Annotated in this window: 15 protein-coding genes; 9 read left to right on the top strand and 6 right to left on the bottom strand. The window is 39.0% G+C overall.

Annotated elements, in window-relative coordinates; all coding sequences use genetic code 11:
* Positions 1-246: 246 nt before the first annotated feature.
* The 3 genes from QM524_RS19330 to cobA form a co-directional block, all read right to left on the bottom strand.
* On the bottom strand, positions 247-1,779 hold the full coding sequence (locus QM524_RS19330) for an alginate export family protein (RefSeq protein WP_283345810.1): 1,533 nt from the start codon (positions 1,777-1,779) through the stop codon (positions 247-249).
* Positions 1,780-2,040: 261 nt separating this feature from the next.
* Positions 2,041-3,351 carry a NarK family nitrate/nitrite MFS transporter gene (locus QM524_RS19325; protein ID WP_283345809.1) on the bottom strand — a complete coding sequence of 437 codons (1,311 nt, stop codon included), beginning with the start codon at positions 3,349-3,351 and terminating at the stop codon, positions 2,041-2,043.
* 284 nt (positions 3,352-3,635) lie between these two features.
* Positions 3,636-4,403: a uroporphyrinogen-III C-methyltransferase gene (gene cobA, locus QM524_RS19320; RefSeq protein ID WP_283345808.1), complete on the bottom strand. Its 768-nt coding sequence runs from the start codon at positions 4,401-4,403 to the stop codon at positions 3,636-3,638.
* Between the two features lie 444 nt (positions 4,404-4,847).
* Between cobA and nirB the strand changes: the two genes are divergently transcribed.
* From nirB to QM524_RS19300, 4 genes are all read left to right on the top strand, one after another.
* The gene (gene nirB / locus QM524_RS19315; RefSeq protein ID WP_283345807.1) at positions 4,848-7,358 is read left to right on the top strand and encodes a nitrite reductase large subunit NirB; all 2,511 of its coding nucleotides are present in this window, start codon (positions 4,848-4,850) and stop codon (positions 7,356-7,358) included.
* A 61-nt stretch (positions 7,359-7,419) separates the two neighbouring features.
* On the top strand, positions 7,420-7,776 hold the full coding sequence (gene nirD, locus QM524_RS19310; RefSeq protein WP_166578334.1) for a nitrite reductase small subunit NirD: 357 nt from the start codon (positions 7,420-7,422) through the stop codon (positions 7,774-7,776).
* A 160-nt stretch (positions 7,777-7,936) separates the two neighbouring features.
* Positions 7,937-9,427 (top strand): ATP-binding protein, encoded by a 1,491-nt coding sequence (locus QM524_RS19305; protein WP_283345806.1) that lies wholly within the window; start codon positions 7,937-7,939, stop codon positions 9,425-9,427.
* On the top strand, positions 9,424-10,071 hold the full coding sequence (locus tag QM524_RS19300; RefSeq protein ID WP_095166889.1) for a response regulator: 648 nt from the start codon (positions 9,424-9,426) through the stop codon (positions 10,069-10,071). Before QM524_RS19305 ends, QM524_RS19300 begins: the two co-directional genes overlap by 4 nt.
* 374 nt (positions 10,072-10,445) lie before the next feature.
* Here QM524_RS19300 and QM524_RS19295 read toward each other — a convergent pair whose 3' ends face one another.
* Positions 10,446-11,777, bottom strand: a complete 1,332-nt coding sequence (locus tag QM524_RS19295; RefSeq protein ID WP_283345805.1) for an aspartyl protease family protein — start codon at positions 11,775-11,777, stop codon at positions 10,446-10,448.
* 257 nt (positions 11,778-12,034) lie between these two features.
* Between QM524_RS19295 and QM524_RS19290 the strand changes: the two genes are divergently transcribed.
* Both QM524_RS19290 and tpiA read left to right on the top strand, forming a co-directional pair.
* The gene (locus QM524_RS19290) at positions 12,035-12,496 is read left to right on the top strand and encodes a hypothetical protein (protein ID WP_283345804.1); all 462 of its coding nucleotides are present in this window, start codon (positions 12,035-12,037) and stop codon (positions 12,494-12,496) included.
* Between the two features lie 254 nt (positions 12,497-12,750).
* The gene (tpiA, locus tag QM524_RS19285) at positions 12,751-13,512 is read left to right on the top strand and encodes a triose-phosphate isomerase (RefSeq protein WP_283345803.1); all 762 of its coding nucleotides are present in this window, start codon (positions 12,751-12,753) and stop codon (positions 13,510-13,512) included.
* 24 nt (positions 13,513-13,536) lie between these two features.
* Here the strand turns inward: tpiA and QM524_RS19280 are convergent, their stop codons facing one another.
* Positions 13,537-13,854, bottom strand: coding sequence for a hypothetical protein (locus tag QM524_RS19280; protein WP_283345802.1), 318 nt, complete (start codon positions 13,852-13,854; stop codon positions 13,537-13,539).
* A 68-nt stretch (positions 13,855-13,922) separates the two neighbouring features.
* Here QM524_RS19280 and QM524_RS19275 point away from each other — a divergent pair, with 68 nt between their 5' ends.
* The 3 genes from QM524_RS19275 (at position 13,923) to rpsA (ending at position 17,131) form a co-directional block, all read left to right on the top strand.
* Positions 13,923-14,399 carry a cytidine deaminase gene (locus QM524_RS19275; RefSeq protein ID WP_166549645.1) on the top strand — a complete coding sequence of 159 codons (477 nt, stop codon included), beginning with the start codon at positions 13,923-13,925 and terminating at the stop codon, positions 14,397-14,399.
* A 37-nt stretch (positions 14,400-14,436) separates the two neighbouring features.
* Entirely contained in the window at positions 14,437-15,111 is a 675-nt protein-coding gene (locus QM524_RS19270) for a TVP38/TMEM64 family protein (protein ID WP_283345801.1), read from the top strand.
* A gap of 214 nt (positions 15,112-15,325) precedes the next feature.
* Entirely contained in the window at positions 15,326-17,131 is a 1,806-nt protein-coding gene (rpsA, locus tag QM524_RS19265; protein WP_166578328.1) for a 30S ribosomal protein S1, read from the top strand.
* A gap of 296 nt (positions 17,132-17,427) precedes the next feature.
* On the opposite strand, the gene QM524_RS19260 is transcribed toward rpsA, so the two are convergent.
* Positions 17,428-21,135: a DUF4450 domain-containing protein gene (locus QM524_RS19260; protein WP_283345800.1), complete on the bottom strand. Its 3,708-nt coding sequence runs from the start codon at positions 21,133-21,135 to the stop codon at positions 17,428-17,430.
* Between the last annotated feature and the right edge of the window lie 25 nt (positions 21,136-21,160).

Below are 21,160 nucleotides of genomic sequence, written 5' to 3'. Positions count from 1 at the left end.
TCCTTAGACCGACCCCCATCGGTCTAAGGAAGTTGTATATTGAAAAATGAGTAATTCAGTAAAAAGGCACAAAGTGTACGGGCACAAAGGCACAAAGTGTACAGGCACAGAGGCACAAAGTGGTTTTGTATTATGAGTGAAAATATAGAATTGATATTGAGTTTAGGGTGTTGATAGCTAGATGTTTACAATCATCATTCACAACTCGCCACTCAAAATTCACAATTCAAAATTCACCACTCACAATTACCTTAACGCTACTGGTTTTGAGTAAAAGAAATCTGGACGAATGTTAATCATCGCATAAAACCATGTACCTGTTTTGTCATAAGTTGCTGTTGCGTTTTGTGCTTTGGCAATTGGCATACTGTCCGTCGCATTCATGATTGAATAGCCTAGTTCGATATTGGTAAACTTATTCATGTTGTAGTTCAACGTAAAGTCTAACTCAGTACCCAATTGGTTATTAATCGTGCTTTTGATACCATCAGAGCCTGTTTTTACCATAGCTTTGTTTAAGGCAAATGAGTGATAATCCAAGCCAACTGTCAATACATTGGTGGTATATTTTACTTTGAAATAAGCATTGTTCAAGCCTCCTGCTGGTGCGCCTGTACCCACATAAAAGTAATCCATATAGCCCCAGTGGCGGTGTGGTGTTCCATAAAGTGGGTCGAAGCGATTGTTTTTGCCACTAGGATTTACAGCATCATTTCCTGAAAGAACATCATAGCCTGGCGTAAAAGCCCATTTGCCTTTTTGATAAGTTGCCGAAAGTGTGTAGTGATAAGCATCCATTGCTACACCATCACGGTCTTTGCCTGTTTGCGCATAATACGCACCTTGGAGAGCAATTTTACCAAATCCTGAAGCATTGCCTAAAGTATGATTAATCATCAAACCGTAAGTTACTCGACTGTTTACCCCTTTTTGTCCTCTAAAATCTTTGCCATATAAATATCCTGTCGAACTGTTTCCAACCAAGGTATCCATCTTATATTTTCCAAAATCATCATTGAAAAACAAGCCTGAAAACTTGGTCTGATTAAACTTACGGGAGATATATACGCTCTTGAATGATTTATAATCTTGCGTAGCACCGTTGGTACTCGGATTACTCGTAAATACCGCTCCGTTCGGAATCGTTCCTGCGGGTACTGCCACCAAGGCGCCTTTCGAATTTGGCATATACTGTGGTGTGTTGGCAGGTGTATAAATAGTCCCCGTTGTATTAAATGCATCAGTATTTTGGTTAAAAGCATAACCTACATCAAACTGCCAACCTGAGTGCATTCCTTTGAGTAATACCATGTCGTGACGACGACCTTGTTGCAACCAATCCAAGTTACCAATCAATCTTACATCATCATAATTCAATTCTTGACGACCAATTTTGATTGAAAGTTGATCAACTGCCTTGAATTTAATCGTAGTATCGGCCTTGTTGGCTAAGGTTACTTCAGCCCAGCCTTCATGTAGCATCAAGCGATTACCATCATTATTAGAGATAGTTGAGGCATCTTGTCCCCATACACGAATGTCCTGAACGGTAGCTCCAAATGTTACACGGTCCCACTTGTAACCAAAAATCAAACGAGTACGTTGAGAGGTAAATGCCGCAGCATCTGAACCTGTCGGAACTAGGTTACCTAGTCCATTGCGAACCTCAGTACGAGTTCTAACTTGACCTTGCAAAGAGAATTGTGCCTTCGACACAAAGTGAGTAGAAACCCCCACCAATAAGGCTAATGCAGCCTTGATTTTGTAAGTTTTTTTCATACTTTTGTAGCTGATTGTAAAATTTTAACAGAGTTTTGCGATTTTCGCCCGAATCGAGACCCCCATCTCATTCGGGTTTTTTTGTTTGTTTTAAAAGAAAAATAGATGTGAAGTACTAGTGCTGAATTATGAGTTGTGAATTATGAATGTGAAATTTTAATTAAATCTAAACATTAAGCTTTTGGTTTGCAGCAATGAGCATTGAGCAAAATGTATCAGTTTTTAAAACTATTTGCCTATCGCCTCACAACTTAAATTTTATTAGGCCATTTCTGGTTCTAACTGTAATTTTTCTGAAGTTTGAGATTGTTTTTCGAAACGACTTATGGCTACCACTAAGCCAATAGCGCCTACCACTAAACCAATATAGAAGAAAGCTTGGTTATAAGTAATGTTTTCAGATTTGAATAAGAAGCCTGCTAGCACACCACCAAGGTTGCCTCCAGCACCTACGATTCCTGAAACAGAACCTACATTTTTGGAATCAATAAAAGGTACGATAGCATACGTAGCGCCATTGGCCATTTTCAAGAAAAATGCAAAGCCTAACATTGCTACGATAGCCATTGCCAAGGAGTTAGTTTGAGCAAAGAGAATAATACCTATACCTTCCATACTTAGCAATCCTGCTAATAACCAGCCTTTGCCACGCATTCCCATTTTTGCTCCTACCTTGTCGGCTACGATTCCACCGATGGCTCTTGCAAACAAGTTCATGAACCCGAAGATACCCGCTAATAAGCCTGCTGTTGCTAAATCACATTTGAAGTATTCTGAAAAGTATAAAGCAGCCACATTGTCAAAGGTAATTTCGATACCAAAACAAGCTCCATACGCCAAAAACAAAATCCAAGTACGAAAATCAGAGGCTGCGGCCCAGAATGAACCTTTGGTCTGTTGTTGGCGAGTAATTTCTGAGAAGTTACCAGCAGGCGTGTCTTTCGTAAAGCGGAAATATACGAATGCCATGACCAATAAAATCACTCCCGGAATCGTCATGGCTAATCTCCATGCTTCTGGTTTTGTATACCCAGCACCAACAAAAGCGGCAAATACCAAGGGCATAACCATGTTGGTGATACCGCCTCCTAAATTGCCCCAGCCTCCAGCTACAGCGTTTGCAGTTCCTTTAATTTTGGGCGCAAACATCATAGAAGTATGGTATTGAGTAATCACAAAAGAAGCGCCAATCACGCCAATGGCCAAGCGAAATAATAAGAAACTTTCGTAGCTATTGGATAATCCGATACCAATAACAGGAATTGAGCCTAGGATAAGTAACCCCGTGTAGGTCAAGCGTGGGCCTAACGTGTCACATAAACGTCCGATAATTAAGCGAGCAAAAATTGTTGCCGAAACCGAAGCAATCATTACATTTCCGATTTGAGCTTTTGTAAGTCCCAAATCATCTTTGACGATTTTCATCAATGGCGCAATGCCAAACCAACCAAAGAAGCAAAAGAAAAAAGTGATCCATGTAATATGAAAAGTCTTCATTTGAATTCCTTTCCACGACAATACATTCAAAGACTCCAACGGAGCCCTGTTTGATACAGAGTTTTGCGATAACATAATTTATTCCTGTTTTCAGTAACATGACTGCCCCCACAATCATAATACAGATGGTTTTACATTCGCCCCCACGAATGACCATTTTCAACAAACCGTTGAAGGGAAATAAAGAACTAAAGTGCCCAGAAAGCGGGCAGGATATAAGATTATCTAATTTTGAGAGTGTTGATGAAAAATGAAGTAGTCTAATTTATCAAGGTAATTAGTGGAACGGTTTCGCTGAAATATCGTTGAAACCTCTTTTTGTTTTATATAGTGTTTGATTACGTTCTAATAAAATGACCTCAACCACGCATCGTTCTAATTTCTTCTTTTAGGTAAGTTTCTATATATTCTGGATGAAGACTTACCACTTCTCCAATAACAATCACCGCTGGATTGCTCAGTTTTTGTGTTTTTACTTTTGCTCCAATATCTTCAATTGTTCCGACTAGGTGCTTGGCGTTGTCACGGGTGCCGTTTTGAACAATTGCTACTGGTGTTTCTTGTTTTTGATATTCTGTAAAAATCTCACAAATCTGATCTAGTTTACTCATCCCCATCAAAACAACTACAGTTGCTGTTGATTGAGCGGCTAGCCTTAGGTCATTTGAAAGCTCACCTGTTTTGGTAGTACCCGTAATTACCCAAAAGCTTTCAGCATATCCTCTCGTTGTAACTGGAATCCCTACCGAAGCTGGCGCCGCAATGGCAGAAGTAACACCCGAAATAACTTCACAAGGAATATTAAATGAACGAACATATTCTATTTCTTCAAAGCCTCTTCCAAATACAAAAGGATCACCACCTTTGAGCCTTACTACATGCCCATAATCAAGAGCCAATTGTACTAACTGATAATTGATTTGCTCTTGCGTATAAACATATTTACCTAAGCGTTTTCCCACATATACTTTTATCGCTTCGGGCTTGGCATACGCCAAAAGTTCTTCATTTGCTAAGGCATCATATAGAATAACGTCTGCTGACTCTATTGCTTTGATACCTTTTAGAGTAATTAACTCTATATCACCTGGGCCAGCTCCAATCAAACTTATTCTTGGAATATTCATATTCTATTCTTTTTTGATATTTTTGCTTATGATTGAAACTACTCAGTTATGATTTCGATACAAAAATGCTATAAAAATGTTTAAATCCAAAATTTAAGTTGAAATTTTAGGTATTTTTTTGAAAAAATTTGCAAAATCAATAAAAATAGGTTTAAATTTGATACACAAACAAAGGAGATGTGGGAAAAATTGAATAAATTTGTTATAGAATTAATACAATTGATAGCAATTTTTCATTTAGTATTTATAGTGATAAATAACTAATTACACATTCTCTGTTCGCCATACTTAAATTGAGTATTTCTTACTAGTTAAGCAAAAGTACTTAACTTTTTTTTATACAAACTTCACAACGGCTTAAATAGAGTAAAGATACTTAATACAAAAAAGGGTATCTGTACAAATCAGTAATCAAGCATTTATCATCCTATAAATAACCATCAAATGAAAAAGAAAATTGTCGTAGTGGGGAACGGCATGGTGGGGTATAAGTTTTGTGAAAAGCTTATTGCAAAAGACACCGCTCAGGAGTTTGATTTGGTTGTATTTGGCGAAGAAATTCGTCCAGCTTACGACCGCGTTCACTTGTCTGCATACTTTGCTGGTAAAACAGTAGAAGACCTGACAATGGCTCCTGCAAGTTGGTATGCCGAAAATGGCATTACCCTTCACCTTTCTGACCCAATCGTGGACATCGATAGAGATGCCAAGACGGTTCGCTCGCACCATGGTTTGGTCGAGTCGTATGATTATTTAGTGTTAGCTACGGGTTCGGCTGCCTTTGTGCCTCCGATTCCTGGCGTTGAAAAAGACGGCGTGTTTGTTTATCGCACTATCGAAGATTTGGACATGATGCAGCATCATGCTAAAAAAGCGAAAAAAGGTGCAGTGATCGGTGGAGGTTTGTTAGGGCTTGAAGCAGCAAAGGCATTGCTCGACCTAGGATTAGAAGAAACGCATGTAATCGAATTTGCGCCAAGGCTTATGCCTCGCCAAGTAGATGATGCAGGCTCAAAAATGCTTCAGACTAAGTTGGAGGAATTGGGCTTGAAGATTCATTTGAATAAGAATACCCAAGAAATTCGTGGCAATGGGGCTATCTCTTCGATGCTTTTTGCCGATGGAGTAGAGTTGGAAGTAGATATGTTAGTGATTTCGGCAGGTATCAAACCTCGTGACGAAGTGGCGCGTATCGCAGGATTAGAAGTAGGTGTACGCGGAGGTGTGATTGTAAATGATTATTTGCAAACCTCCGACTCGAATATATATGCTATTGGCGAATGTGCTTTGGCACACCACATGATATATGGCTTGGTAGCACCAGGCTATGAAATGGCAGATGTAGTCGTAAATCAATTGGTAAAGGATAAGGACAAGTCATTCAAACCATTTGATATGTCTACCAAACTCAAGTTGATTGGGGTAGATGTGGCAAGTTTTGGGGATGCTTTTATTCAAGAACCTAATTGCCAGACTATCGTTTACGAAAACTCTGCCAAAGGAGTTTATAAAAGAATCAATATTTCCAACGATGGCAAATACTTGCTCGGAGGGATTTTGATTGGCGATGCAGAGCAATACAATATGCTTTTGCAAAATGTCAAAAATCAAACGATTCTTCCTCCCGACCCAGAAGATTTGATGCTCGGTGCTCGTGGAGGTAAGGAAGAATCAGGTGCTGGCGTAATGGCTTTGCCAGATGATGCTTCAATTTGTTCATGTGAAGCTATCTCGAAAGGACAAATTTGTGGGGAAGTTTTGGCAGGAAATAATACACTTGATGCTATTAAAAAATGCACCAAAGCTGGTACTGGTTGTGGAGGTTGTGTTCCGATGATCAAAGACCTCATCAACGAAACCATGAAAAGCCAAGGGGTGTATATCCGCAATATCATTTGCGAACACTTTGATTACACACGCCAAGAGCTTTTTGATCTTGTCAAAATCAAAGGATATAAGACTTACGAGGAGGCTTTGGACGGTTTGGGTCATGGCGATGGTTGCGAAACTTGTAAGCCTGCCGTAGCTTCTATCTTGGCAAGTTTATGGAACGAAATGATTTTGGTAAAAGGCAATGACACTGTTCAAGACTCTAACGACCGTTATTTGGCGAATATCCAGAAAAATGGTACTTATTCGGTTGTGCCTCGTATCCCAGGTGGAGAAATTACACCCGAGAAATTGATTGTAATTGGACAAGTTGCTCAGAAATATGGATTATACACCAAAATCACAGGGGGGCAGCGTATCGACCTTTTTGGTGCACACGTATCAGACTTACCTGCTATTTGGGAAGAGCTAGTCAATGCAGGATTTGAATCAGGACACGCTTATGGCAAGGCATTACGTACCGTAAAATCTTGTGTGGGTTCTACTTGGTGTCGATTTGGTTTGCATGATTCTGTATCCTTTGCCATCGAAATCGAAGAGCGATACCGTGGACTGAGAGCACCTCATAAGTTCAAATCGGCCGTTTCGGGTTGTACACGTGAGTGTGCCGAAGCGCAATCGAAAGACTTTGGGATTATCGCCACCGAAAAAGGATGGAACTTATATGTATGTGGCAATGGCGGCGTAAAGCCTCAACACGCTTTATTATTGGCCAGCGACATCGACTCCGAAACTTGTATCAAGTACATCGACCGTTTCTTGATGTTTTATATCAAAACGGCAGAACCTTTGACTCGTACTGCCACATGGCTCAATAAACTCGATGGTGGAATAGACTACCTCAAAGCAGTAGTAATCGATGATGTATTAGGCTTAAATAAGCAGTTTGAAGATGAAATGAATATGCTCGTGGAGGCATATCGTTGTGAATGGAAAGAGGTAGTAACAAACCCTGAACTTCGCAAACGCTTTACACACTTTGTCAATGCGCCACACGTAAAAGACCCGAATGTTAAATTCGAGCCAATGCGTGATCAAATAAAGGCAGCAGAGTGGGTAAAGTAATAATTCAACTGATTGAAGGCAATCAATTTTTGTTGTCCCAAGTCCTTAAAAAGCAAATACAATGAGCAACATATTAGCAGAAGATACCCTTGTTTGGCATTTGGCATGTTCAGAAGCCGACATACCCGAAAATGGCGGAGCTTGCGCTCTAATCGAAGGAGAACAAATCGCTATTTATAATTTCAAAAGAAGAGGGGAGTGGTTTGCCACTCAAAATCTTTGTCCACACCGCCAACAAATGGCTCTTTCGAGAGGTATGATTGGCTCAACGGGCGAGGAACAGGAACCTAAAGTGGCTTGTCCTTTTCATAAAAAGACTTTTTCCTTAAAAACAGGAGCTTGTCTTTCGGGCGATGATTACCAGATTCAAACCTATCCTGTTAAAGTAGAAAACGGAATGGTTTACGTGGGATTATAACGAGCCAATACCGCTTTGGACTTGTTTTTACCTCCTTGTTTTAGGGCAAGTCCAAAGTAAAATATTATACTTTTAAGATTTTTTTGAAACAATTTGATAACCAATAAATTACTTGAAACGACTTAGCGATTTATTTCGAAAAATTGGTATATTTCAGGTTATGAGGCCTTTAGATACCCAAGTTTTTCAACGATTGACCCGCTTGTATGTGATTGCACTTACAACGGTTGCCGCTTTGTCTATGTCAGGACAATTGGTTATTCAATTGTTTCTACACCAATTACTAGACGATTCTCATGTAATTAACATTGCAGGGAGACAAAGAATGCTCAGTCAGCGATTATGTAAAACTTCGGTTTTGCTTTGTCGCCCTGATATTTTTCCTGCTGATGCTGAACATTACAGCCAAGATATCAAGGATATCATACGGTTATGGGAGGGGTGTCACAAAGGTTTGAAAGGTGGGGAGTTAGATACCCCCGAACAAACCTACACTGTTCGTAATAGTGCAAAGATTGATAGTTTGTTTGAAGAGATTAATCCCGTTTTTACGATTATGCTCTCCAATGCCAAGACTATCAGTCAGGTAATCGAGAACCCTGTAAAGAATCAGGCAGATACGCTTCAGGCTTCACTCAAGCAGATTTTGAGTAATGAGCGTAATTTCTTGAAAATGATGGATAAAATCGTTTTCCAATACGATAAAGAAGCCAGCCAGCGAGTAGACACTATTAAGCGTATTGAGTTGATCCTGTTTGTGTTATTATTTGTAGTATTGGTACTTGAAGGACTCTTAATATTCAGACCGATAGCCAATTATATCAGAGTGGTTATCAAAAAACTGACTGACTCAGAAACAGAATTGCGAGACTCCAATGATATGCTTGTAACAACCCAAGCGGCGCTTGTTCAGGCTACAGAGGAGAAATATAAATTACAATTAGCAGAAGAAAAAGTACGTTCGGCCTCCTTAATGGAAGGACAGGAGCTAGAGCGAAAGCGTCTTGCTCGTGAACTACACGATGGGATTGGACAGATGCTAACTGGCTTACGACTGCTTGGAGAAAGAGTACGTAGTACGCCATTTACCAATGACAAGCAAGAAAAGTCTTTTGAGGAGTTACAAAAATTGATTCAAGAAACAATTGAAGCTACTCGTACTGTTTCATTCAATTTGGCGCCTTCTGTGCTGAGTGACTATGGACTCGGACCTGCGGTAAGGATTTTGACCGAGCAAACATCCAAAATGTCGGGGGTGGCTATTGATTTTCATGATAATATTCAAAAACGTTTACCTGAAAATATAGAAACTACCCTTTACCGTGTTGCTCAAGAAGCCCTACATAATGCCATAAAATACGCTGAAGCGAGTTTGATCAGTGTTCATCTTGAAGAAACTAATCAAAAAATCCTTATGCATATTATTGATAATGGCAAAGGTTTCGAGCTGGGATTAAGCAAGAAAGGACTCGGCGGAAACGGGCTGAAAAACATGCAAACTCGAAGTAATTTATTGAACGGACAATTCAAAATACAGTCAGGAATTGGAAAAGGTACTGCCATTCAGGTGGTCATTCCTTTATCGAATAAAAAGAAGTCATCCACTATTTCAAAGAAAAAAACATTAACTCAACAGACAACGACGATATGAATCCTATAAAAGTATTATTGGCCGACGATCACGATGTGGTACGTAAAGGCATGAAAATGCTCCTTGAGGACGAAGAGGGTATACTCGTAATTGGCGAAGCTGCCGATGGCGCTGAAGCAATCGATAAAGTAAAAATCTTGATGCCCGACGTGGTCATTCTTGATCTTACTATGCCTAAAATGACAGGTATCGAAGCTGCTGCAGTTATTTCTCAGGAATATCCATCGGTAAAGATTTTAATCTTTTCGATGCATAATAATCGTGAGTATATTATCAATTCTGTCGAGAATGGCGCAAGTGGATATTTGCTAAAAGATACAGGCAAAGACGAATTACTACGTGCTTTGACCGTTGTCTCAGAAGGACGTAAGTATTTCCCACCCGAAATATCAGAAGTCATTATTGATGAATTATTGGCAAAAAATCTCTCAGGGGGTGCACCTACTGAAAGCAAGCCTATTTTTCAGAAAATTACGCCTAAAGAGCGTCAAATTCTTGACCTTATCGTACAAGGATATAATAGCCGTGAAATTGCAGATAAGCTGTTTTTGAGTATTCGTACAGTCGACAATCACCGTGCGAATATGATGAAGAAAACTAAAGCAAAAAATACTGCTGATTTAGTGAAAATGGCAATACAATAACTGTTGAGTGAATTGAGATTGAGTGAATGAGTGATTTTTATCCATCTCATTCACTCAAATAGGTATGAATACTGAATTACGAATTGTTAATGTAAGGTTTTAAATATCAATATTTTATCATTAAAATTCCTTTGGTTTTATTTTGTACTATTACGCTATAGGTAACAAGCCGTAGGCATTAAAATGTACTAATAATTCCGTTACACTATCAAGCCGAGTGCCCATAGCTGATATCCGAAAGCTCAATAAAACAATTTTATTTTGCATTGTTACTTCAGTAATCGTGCAGCATTAAGTTGAACGAACTAATGAGATAAAACATTAATAATCAAGAAATTACACTCATAACTCATCATTCACAATTCATCACTCATTTATATTGCCCGTTTTAACGTTAAAGTAGTTACAAACAAGCCATTACCTCTTTTGACCACAAAATTGAGAGGTTTTCCTTCGCCTTTTTGGAATAACTTGTACAGCTCACTTATGGATATATCGCGCGAAGACTTGTCATTCACAAACAATAATTTGTCCCCTTCTTGCAAACCTGCACTTTCAGCAGGAGAATTAGCCTCAATTCTTTCGATAAGATATTCATTGTAATTTTGCCCTTTTGCCGCTAACTCCATACCTGTCATATTATGTTCAAAAGGCTCTTTTAGAAACTTATTAGAAGCCTTCAACACAATGTACTGGTCACGATAGTTGAAGGTTACTTTGAATCTTCTCAAAAACTCACAACCAATATTTCCTTGACGAGGATTTACCATGACATTAGGAATTACTTTGTAGGAGTTACTATCAGGAAAGGAAGCAACTAAGTTTTGTAATGTATATTTTCCGATTTTCAACTTTTGGATACGACCTAATTTCCCGTTGATGATACCACTCAAACCTCTTCCCAACTGAGCGCTAATAAGTTTGTGAGGAAGTTTAATTTTAGAGTTAGCCGTGGCATCCAGCGAAAGGGCATGTCCTGCTCCTGTATCCAATACTACCTTTATTGGAACAGAGGTGGTACTATCGATTAGTTCGAGTGTGTTGAGATAAGGTTTTTTATCCTCTATAGAGATAGCAATTTTTTCGCCTTTAGAAGGCTTGTACTTATAGTTGTCTGGATTTTGTAAAGTGATTTCCCGAAGGTTGAAATCAATAGTTACAGCAAATCGATCAAATAACTCATAGCCAATAATACCATGAATAGGACGACCTACAAACTCACTTAGTTTGAGGATATCTTCTTGAAGAATGACCAAATTTTGGTGATAGCCTGTCACTTCACCAAGCTGAATCGTATTATTAAGAACAATACTGGCTTCCAGTTTTTCGCCTGCACCCGCCCCCGCAATTTTTACTTGTCGAATCGGCTTTAACTGCTGTTTTTGTAAACAGAGCGGATCAGTGATAAGAATAGTACTTACACCAGTGTCGAGAATGAAGTGTAAGGTATCTGAATTATTGATTTTTAATGGGATGATGATTAAATTTGCCTGTAGCTCGAAAGGAATTTTAGTAATTTTCCTATTTTTAATAAATTGAAATCCAAATTTTTCTTCCACAACCTTTTCCTTTGTTCGAGTGGGAGAAAGTGACTTAGGAAAGCCAAGCGACGTCACGAAAGAATGATGAATGGATGCGAATTGCTGCTCATAAGAAAAAAAAACAATGAACAGCGCAAGAACAATTTTTAGTAAAGTAGTTCTCATATTCTTGTCTGTTTAGTATCTATCTAATTTATAGTATTTTAGGATACAAAACAAATGTTTTTCTTAGATTGTTTAAATTTATCATAGGAAAGATACAAAAGTTGAAATAAGCTTTTAGAATTACTTATATTTAAGAAAACTAGCATAGAAAAAATAGTTAAAACGCTAGATTTCTGCAAGAGTTTTATTGATGATTACAAGAAACCGATTATCGAGTATTCATCAATGCCCACATTCCCATAAAAACCAACGCCCATATGTCCAAAGTAGTTATTAAACCAATACTCTATGCTGCATTAGCAGGGGGACTTTTGTCTTCTTGTGTTAGCCAGCAAAAATACCAAGCGCTCATACAAGACAAAGATCGTCTTGATGTAAGTGTTGAACGAGCACACAAAGAAATTAAAGAACTGAAGGAAACCAAGCTCAACTTAGAAGATCAAATCAAATACAAAAATGTGGAGATTGCTAAGTTGGAAAATCAAGTGAGCACCATCAAAAAGCAAGCAGATGCTATGGGGCAAAAATTTGATGAGCTGGAAGACCAGATGAAAAAAATGAGTGCTGATTTAGAAAACAAAAAATATGAAAGCGCATTACTGGTAGCAAGTTATGAGCGTAAGATTGCAGAATTGCAATTGTTAGGTTCGAAACTAAAAGCCAAAAAGAAAGCTAAAGTCACCAAAAAGACAGATAAGATACTAGCCGTAAAAAACTAGGTTATATAAAGTCAACATTAGCCTCGCAATATTTGTGAGGCTTTTTTTATAAGTGCTAAAAGGTTGATTTTTAGGAAAAGAGTCAACATATTAAAGAAGATGCCTAAGTGATGCTTCACCGAAACAAATCCCTAAATTTTTAGTGCAAAGCATATTTTATCCATAAATTTGTAGGGTAATTAAGTTTCAACCAAAAAACAGTGGTTCAATAGATTCAGCGCAAGCTGTTTCTCTCCCCGACTTTACTTAAAAAAATGAGAAAGAAAATCGTTGCTGGTAACTGGAAAATGAACAAAACAGCTGAAGAAGCATTAATCTTGGCTTCTGAAGTGGCAAACATGGTGAAAGATGAGGTATCTACAGATGTTACTGTAGTGATTGCTTCTCCGTCTTTGTACTTGAGTACTTTGACAAAATATGCTGAACCAGTAGTAAATTTGGGTATTTCGGCTCAAAACTGCCACCAAAAAGCTTCTGGTGCTTACACAGGTGAAATCTCAGCGCCAATGTTGAAATCAATCGGTGTAGAATATGTAATCTTAGGTCACTCAGAGCGTCGTCAGTACTTTGGCGAAACAAATGAGCAATTGGCTGAAAAAGTAAATATCTCTCTTGAAAATGGTTTGACACCAATCTTCTGTTGTGGAGAATCTCTAGAGCAACGCAATGCTCCAGGATACTTGGAGTTTGTGGCTTCACAATTGACTGATAGCCTTTTCCACTTGTCAGTAGAAGATTTCGGTAAAGTAGTAATTGCTTACGAACCAATCTGGGCAATCGGTACAGGTGTAACGGCATCTTCTGAGCAAGCACAAGAAATGCACGCATTCTTGCGCGCTCATATTGCTACAAAATACGGACAAGAAGTAGCTGATAATACTTCTATCCTATACGGTGGTAGCTGTAACGAGAAAAACGCTCCTGAGTTGTTCGCTCGTGAGGACATCGACGGTGGTCTAATCGGTGGTGCATCATTGAAATCTCGTGAATTTGTGAATATCGCAAAATCATTCTAGTTGATAGAGGTTATTCGTTATTTGTTAGTCGTTATTAGAGATGATACCCAAGTATGAGTGATGAATTCGTACTTTACGAAGGATTTCTAAGTATTTCAGATTTGGGATTTCTGATTTCGGAAATCTAATATCCGAAATAAAAAGAATCGACAGTTTGGTAGCAACGACAAACGAAACGAAATATATAAAAAGCGCCGTAGGTGCGACAGAAGCTTGTTTTCTGTCACATCTACGGCGCTTTTGGTTTTTATAAGCTTGTTTTAAATGGTCGCTTTTTGAGCATTTTACCGATGATTTTCTAATAGTTTTAATCCAGAAAAATAACAAGCTAAAAAATTTCATACTCTTTAAGAACTTTTCTGAAAAACAGCACGTTATAACTTTCCCTATTTCTAAAATCATCATAAACTATGCAGAAATTAAATGTAACCATTTCGTTAGAATCTTATGACTCAGAAACTGAATTGAGTGCAAAAGAACAGTTGTTATTGATGGAGGCTCGTAAAGCTACTTATAAGTCTTATGCGCCTTATTCACAGTTTCATGTGGGTGCTGCTATATTACTAGAAGACGATACAATTATCACGGCCAATAATCAAGAAAATGCGGCTTTCCCATCAGGCTCTTGCGCCGAGCAATCAGCTATATTTTGGGTAGGAGCTAACCATCCAGACAAAAAAATCAAATCTATTGCGGTTATTGCTCGCCCTGGCAAAGGAGACGAGTTTAGAGGTGTTCCTCCATGCGGTGCTTGTCGCCAAGCAATGCTTGAGTATGAAGTGCGTCAAAAACAACCAATTCGTTTATTGATGCTTGGAGCCAATAACCAAGTATTAGCAACCGAATCTATTGGAGACTTACTTCCTTTGAAGTTTGAAGAATTTTAAACAGATTTCGAGTAAATTTTATTCGAAACCAATCCCTATGAATTCATTTTTTAAACAGAATACCTTCTCAATCGTTTACGCCTTTTTTTTAGGGGTGATGCCCTTGGTGGTAAGTTCTTCGATTACAGTATGGGTGATGTTTCATGAAGCAACAATCCATCAGTTCGACTTACCCACATGGACAATGGTATATGCTGCTGCTAGTTTGACAATGGCCTTTGCGCTTACGCCAACGACCTTTGTGGCGCTATTGAGTGGGTATTTCTTGGGTTGGCAAGCACTCATACCTGTGTGTGTTAGTTACTGGCTAGCATCTTGGATTGGCTTTGTAATGGCGGCTAAAATAGATGGAGGGCGACTGTTGAATGCTTTGGAAGAGAGAAAAGGTGTCAAAGAACTTCTTCAGAATCTTCAAAAACAGGAGTTTAAAATCATTTTGCTAGCGCGACTTTCACCTGTATTACCTTTTGCGGTGAGTAACTTATTGTTTTCTTGTTCGGGAGCGAGGTTGAAAAACTTTCTTACGGCAGGTTTTATTGGTATGTTACCCCGTACACTTTTGTCGATATGGGTAGGTACACAAGCCAAAGAAATCAAGGCATTGATCGAACACCCAAGTGAGGGAGCTGTAGCACAAGTAGCTATTATATTGATGATTGGAATTTCATTGTATGGATTGTTTAGAGTTGTGAGGAAAGCAATAGGAGAATAGAAGCGTTCTTTTTGTCGAAAAATAGAGCATAATATAGCCTTTGCAGGCGACAGGGTACAAAATGCCTAAAGCTTACATAAATATTTTTTTCTCATTCATTTTCAGAATATTAGAAAAATTTTATACCTTTGCACCCCCAATCAATTGGGAATAACTAACTATAATTCAATGTGTTTTGCCCGCCACATTGATGTATCAGGGCTTTTATTTAAACATGGCTAATCAATTAGCAGATTTCGACTGGGATTTAGTCGGCACTAAAGGTATCGGTGGTGGTTACTCTACCGAAGAGAGAGCAAGATTAGAAGCTCTTATTGAAGGTACATTGAACCTTGTAACTGAGAAAGAAGTAGTAAAAGGTACTGTAGTAGGTATCACAGACCGTGAAGTGATTTTGAACATCGGTTTCAAATCAGACGGTATGGTTCCAACTTCAGAATTCAGAGATATGCCTGAATTGAAAGTTGGAGATGTAGTAGATGTTTACGTTGAGAACCAAGAAGACAAAGCTGGTCAATTGATTCTTTCTCGTAAATTGGCTAAAGTAATGACTGCATGGAAAAACATCGAAGAAGCTCTTGAGCAAGATATCGTTATCGATGGTTTCGTTAAGCGTCGTACTAAAGGTGGTCTTATCGTTGATATCTTCGGTGTTGAGGCGTTCTTGCCAGGTTCACAAATCGATGTGAAACCAATCCGTGACTTTGATATCTTCGTTGGTAAGAAAATGGAAGTTAAGGTTGTTAAAATCAACCATGCTAACGATAACGTTGTTGTTTCTCACAAAGTTCTTATCGAGAAAGACCTTGAAGAACAACGTCAATTGATCTTGAACAACCTTGAAAAAGGACAAGTTCTTGAAGGTGTTATCAAGAACATGACTAACTTCGGTGTGTTCATCGACTTGGGTGGTGTTGACGGTTTGTTGCACATCACAGATATTTCTTGGGGTCGTATCAACCATCCACAAGAGTTGCTTAAATTGGATCAGAAAATCCAAGTGGTTGTTTTGGACTTCGACGAGAACAAGAAACGTATCTCTTTGGGTATGAAACAATTGCAAGCTCACCCTTGGGATGCTTTGGCAGCTACAGTAGAAATCGGTTCTAAAGTAAAAGGTAAAGTTGTAAACGTTGCTGATTACGGTGCTTTCTTAGAAGTATTGCCAGGTGTTGAAGGTTTGATCCACGTTTCAGAAATGTCTTGGTCGCAACACTTGCGTAACCCACAAGACTTCTTGAAAGTAGGTGACGAAATCGAAGCAGTTGTGTTGACTTTGGATCGCTCTGAGCGTAAAATGTCATTGGGTATCAAACAATTGACTGAAGATCCTTGGACTAAACAAGATTTGTTGAGCAAATACGCTGTAGGTACTAAGCACACTGGTACTGTACGTAACTTGACAAACTTCGGTTTGTTCCTTGAATTGGAAGAAGGTATCGATGGTTTGGTTCACGTATCTGACTTGTCTTGGACTAAGAAAATCAAACACCCTTCTGAGTTCATCAAAGTTGGTGAGAAATTAGACGTTGTGGTATTGGAGCTTGACGCAGACAACCGTCGTTTGGCTTTAGGTCACAAACAATTGGAAGAAAACCCTTGGGATACTTTTGAATCAATCTTCACTGTAGGTTCTGTTCACAAAGCAACTATTGTTGCGAAAAATGACAAAGGTGCTACTTTGGAATTGCCTTACGGTATCGAAGGTTCTGTACAGTTGAAACAATTGGTGAAAGAAGATGGTTCTGTTGCTGAAGCTGGTGAACAACTTGACTTCAAAGTAATCGAATTCAACAAAGAAGATCGTAAAATCGCTCTTTCTCACACAAGAATTTTCAACGACGCTAAAGAAGAGGCTGTTCAAGAAGAGAAGAAAAAGACTGCTAAAGATGTAGAAAAAGTTACTAGCTCTGTTGAGAAATCAACTTTGGGTGACTTAGACGCTTTAACTGCTTTGAAAGCTCAAATGGAAGACTCAGCTCGTGAAGAAGCTAAGAAAAAATTAGAGAAGAAGAAATAATCATCTCTGATTGAGTATATTAAAAGGCTCTGCTGACGTATGTTGGCAGAGCCTTTTTTAGCTTGGGGCTATCAGGTGTCGGATATTGGCTTTCGGGTATAGGGGGGCTGCTGCTTAGAGATGATAAAGTTAATACGCTATGGGCTGTAAGCTTTAGGCGTTAAGCCAAAATCTTGTTTGAATTCATTGGGAATATTTTTGCTGAAAGCCCATTGCTGAAAGTCGAAAGCCAAATAGTTGAATTTTATTTTGCCCATAAACTTAAGTACAACTCCGCATTCCAAACACAACACTCCCTAATGTCCCAGCGTGATGCTCATCAATCCTATTACTACGTCGTTCGTAAGGGTTTTAAGTGTGATGCTCTTGAGTGTTTTCTTCGGATTGAGAGGCATATCTAATATTGTTGCTGCGCCACCTTCTATCTTTTTACCATTCCAAAATGCCTTAGATTCTTGCCCGTCTACTATTTTTCCTGTTGCAAGGTGTATTCTAATTGGACGTGCTTGCTTGAGTTTAAAGGCAAAATCATCTGTGAAATAATCTTGGTCGATTGGCCACCACGTTTCGGGATTTCGCAAGGCTAATAGCTCTTCTGTGCCATCAGTGTATTGGACTGTTATAATGCCATTGTCTAGCTGACTTTGCATAGGATTAGTCGAGCCTGCCATCAAAAACCAAGCATGTGAGGCATTTCCAGATAATGGAATCACTTTTTCGTTGGGATAATTATCCCATTGTGAGGTAAAAACAATATTGTTGGTTTTGGGGTTGGAAGGTGTCTTGAAACGAATCCCCTGAGACAACTGAAATTGGTCATTAGTTTGCGCCAGTTTTCTCAATCCCTCATCTTTTACCTCAAAGCTTTCATGTGGATGTGGCCAGTCGCCAATACCTTGCCAAGGTAATTGTAAAGTCGTAGCCTGTGGACGTGGTGAAAGGTATTTATTTTGAAAAATTTGAGTGACTTTATCATTAAAAAAGGGAGAAATATCTACTGTTTCCTGACGAAGCTGTAGTTTGCCTTTCCAATTGACTAAAGTAGTTTCAAGTGTTTGATTTTTCCCAAAAATAATACGCACTTGGTTGGTCCCGCATAGTAAATCGTTTTCAGAAATAGTAATGGTATCTGAAAACTTACCTGCTTCTATTTTCAAATGAGCTTTAAAATGATTGATAAACACCTGTGCCAATAGAGGATTTGAGGTGTTATTTTGAAGACAAAACTTGGTAATATTTTCTTCTTTTTCATGCGTACTTACTAACTCAAGGGCTGGTTTTACCTTAAAACATATAGGCATCCACCATGATAAACGGCCTTGCTGGAGTTGAGCAAAAACCGTATAATTCCCATCTGGAGCTTGTATTTGGGCTGCAAACTGATTTTTAGCTACTTGAATATTTCTTAATACTTTTTGAGCATCAAAAACCTTTACTACTTTGGCATTTGTAAACGTTCTAATGATTTCAGAATGATTAACATATACATTTTCTTGTGTTGGTAAAATAGGTTTTTCTCCCTTCCATACGATGACGATTTCATATGTTGGCAAATTAGGAAGTGATATTTCAATCATAGGTTTCCCCACAGCCTCAATGACGTTTGTCCAAGAAACACTTTTACCATTTGCCAATACTTGCTCTACTTGTCCTTGCGCCAATACCTGAAATTTGAGACCTACTTTTGTAGTAAGGGTAGGAGCAATAATATAAGTATCCGTTTTTTGTTTTCTTTTAAAATCAAAACTAATATCAGGTGTTTTGAAAGAAGCAAAATCCCAAGTGGCAGGCAAGCCAGGGCGAATCAATAAGGTGTTGTTGAGTGCATCTGGAACGATACCAAATAAACCCTCAACCAAAGCTCGAGAGAACATACCAACAGGATCAGCAAAGTCTCGATAAGCCTCGCCTCGGGCAGCATCAAAGTACGAAATCTGCACAATATTGCCAGGACTTCCCCCTAAATACATGGATTGTAATACCTCACTTTTGAATAACATAAAAGCTTCGTCTGTGCGACCAGCTTGCCAATTTGCCAAAATTAGGTGCATCGATTCCGCCAAAGCCACATTGTTCAATGACCACATATAGGGCATCCAATTGGTGGTAGAGAGTGTATAGTAACCTTTGTCTTCTAACCCTTTTGCTCTAATTGGAATATGTGGAATTTCATTGTCTACATACCTGAGCATTTGATAAGCTTGAAACTTGTCAGGTACTTCTGAGTCGATACTATGATAAATCGTCCAAATACCTGCTGAAGGATGAAGTAGCTTATTCCCTAGGGCATCTTTAAACTCGGCAAAAGTTCCTTTTTGTGGCATCCATAAAATTTGATTCATGGCTTTCAAAATCTTTTCAGCTTTTTCCAGATAAGGATTGGGATTGTCGCCCATCAATTTGGCTATTTGTGCGGCTTTTTTAAAACCCAAATAATTATAAGCCGAAGTATGCGTTACATCACCACCGCTATACTGAAGGGCGTCGCTTGCCCAAATAGCGGCATAGGCATCAAATAGATGGTTTTTGTCGATGTCAAAATTTCTTACTTCCCAGTCCAAATGCCTTTTGATGACCGACCATGTTTGGCGCATAAAAGTCGTATCTTTTGTCCAAGCAAAATGGCGTAGTAACTGGTCGATATATACCAAATTCATGTCATAATGGTGTGGTCGTAGATTAGCGCCATTCGGGTCACGATTGATGTAACCATTGCTAAACATTCCTACGCCTGATTTTTCGGTACTTCGGGCAAAATGCATGGTGCTATCGGGTTTGATAGGACCATAAAGTGGGGTAGTAAATTGTGATAAAGCATAGGCTTCAAGATGCGTTTTGGCTCTATTGTGCCAACCAAGCACATCGGCAGTGTACGGACCACGCCAACCTGGCAAACGCATACGCCAGCCAATTGAACCGTGCATGTAGGTGGGCGAATCCCAAATGGCATCGGAGGCAATGGCTAAAGTACCTCCAATCGTATTGATAAACGGGTCAGGAGTATTGATTTGGATACGATTGGCTAAGGTTTCACGGGTCTTTTCAGCTTCTTGAAAAATACGAGGTAGCTCTTCGTACTGAATGTTGGCTTTGGTAGTGGGATTATAAATTGTAAAGAAATATTCGGATGGGTTTGTTATAACGAGCTTTCCACAAATGACAGGAGCTTTTTCAGCTTGTGATTGATATAAAGATAGGGGAGAAGCCAAGGCTTGAGCATCCGCAATTTTGAGTGCTGATTCGCTAGGGAAAGTGCCTTGTAGAATTTGTTCTTTGCTTGGTTTGACAGGTTGTTTGGCATCTTCTGCAAAATATCGTCCATCGCCTGTAGCTGGCAAGCCAGTACGATATTTGAGAATGAATTTCCCTTTTTGAGGAATTACATATTGGTTGTCTTTACAATTGTTAGCCTGTAGATAAAAGTTTGATTCTGGGTCGGGGCCCATATCTCCATCTCTGGAAAACTTTTTGCCTGTTGCTCCCCCAAATGCCCAATATAACTCTGTTGATTTCGGGAGATTCTTACCTTGAGTTTTTAAAATAAAACCTTCCCCATCAGCTAAAGCTAATATATCAATTTCGAGAGTGCCATTTCCCAATAGAGTATCTTTGATAGTATAGAGCCTTGCGCCAGCTCGATAGCGAGCAATGATACTGTCGGCTTGCGTTAGCCATTTGCTTTGTTGGTTGACCGAAATACCTAGCTTGAAATTGCCGCCCATGCCTGGCATATAGAGCGCAAATTCAGGACGATCACCTGTTTCGACACGAAATGCTGTATTGGTGCCATAGAGCGCACGCGTAAACAAGCGCTTCCCATTGGTAATCACAAAGTCTTTACCCTCAGGGTGATAACGCAATTCTAATTCTTGGTTATGCCATGTTTTAGGAGAAAGCTTTACAGGGTATAGTTCTTGAGAAAAAGTATTTTGTGTAAAAGAAAACAGGCATATATACCCTCCACAGAAAAGTTTTAAGAATAGATTTAGGTTTTTCGATTTCATGAAAATAGCATTTTATTGAAAACAC

It is taken from the genome of Flectobacillus roseus (genome assembly GCF_030056595.1).
GTDB lineage: Bacteria > Bacteroidota > Bacteroidia > Cytophagales > Spirosomataceae > Flectobacillus > Flectobacillus roseus.
Note: the sequence above shows the minus strand (reverse complement) of the source record. Positions and strands in the feature narration are given on the sequence as shown.

Excerpts from the sequence above, each read along its gene's own strand:
- QM524_RS19330 (WP_283345810.1), bottom strand. The coding sequence starts at position 1,779 with ATGAAAAAAACTTACAAAATCAAGGCTGCATTAGCCTTATTGGTGGGG.
- tpiA (WP_283345803.1), top strand. The coding sequence starts at position 12,751 with ATGAGAAAGAAAATCGTTGCTGGTAACTGGAAAATGAACAAAACAGCT.
- QM524_RS19275 (WP_166549645.1), top strand. The coding sequence starts at position 13,923 with ATGCAGAAATTAAATGTAACCATTTCGTTAGAATCTTATGACTCAGAA.
- nirD (WP_166578334.1), top strand. The coding sequence starts at position 7,420 with ATGAGCAACATATTAGCAGAAGATACCCTTGTTTGGCATTTGGCATGT.
- rpsA (WP_166578328.1), top strand. The coding sequence starts at position 15,326 with ATGGCTAATCAATTAGCAGATTTCGACTGGGATTTAGTCGGCACTAAA.
- QM524_RS19305 (WP_283345806.1), top strand. The coding sequence starts at position 7,937 with ATGAGGCCTTTAGATACCCAAGTTTTTCAACGATTGACCCGCTTGTAT.
- QM524_RS19300 (WP_095166889.1), top strand. The coding sequence starts at position 9,424 with ATGAATCCTATAAAAGTATTATTGGCCGACGATCACGATGTGGTACGT.
- nirB (WP_283345807.1), top strand. The coding sequence starts at position 4,848 with ATGAAAAAGAAAATTGTCGTAGTGGGGAACGGCATGGTGGGGTATAAG.
- QM524_RS19295 (WP_283345805.1), bottom strand. The coding sequence starts at position 11,777 with ATGAGAACTACTTTACTAAAAATTGTTCTTGCGCTGTTCATTGTTTTT.
- QM524_RS19260 (WP_283345800.1), bottom strand. The coding sequence starts at position 21,135 with ATGAAATCGAAAAACCTAAATCTATTCTTAAAACTTTTCTGTGGAGGG.
- QM524_RS19290 (WP_283345804.1), top strand. The coding sequence starts at position 12,035 with ATGTCCAAAGTAGTTATTAAACCAATACTCTATGCTGCATTAGCAGGG.
- cobA (WP_283345808.1), bottom strand. The coding sequence starts at position 4,403 with ATGAATATTCCAAGAATAAGTTTGATTGGAGCTGGCCCAGGTGATATA.
- QM524_RS19270 (WP_283345801.1), top strand. The coding sequence starts at position 14,437 with ATGAATTCATTTTTTAAACAGAATACCTTCTCAATCGTTTACGCCTTT.
- QM524_RS19325 (WP_283345809.1), bottom strand. The coding sequence starts at position 3,351 with ATGTTATCGCAAAACTCTGTATCAAACAGGGCTCCGTTGGAGTCTTTG.
- QM524_RS19280 (WP_283345802.1), bottom strand. The coding sequence starts at position 13,854 with ATGAAATTTTTTAGCTTGTTATTTTTCTGGATTAAAACTATTAGAAAA.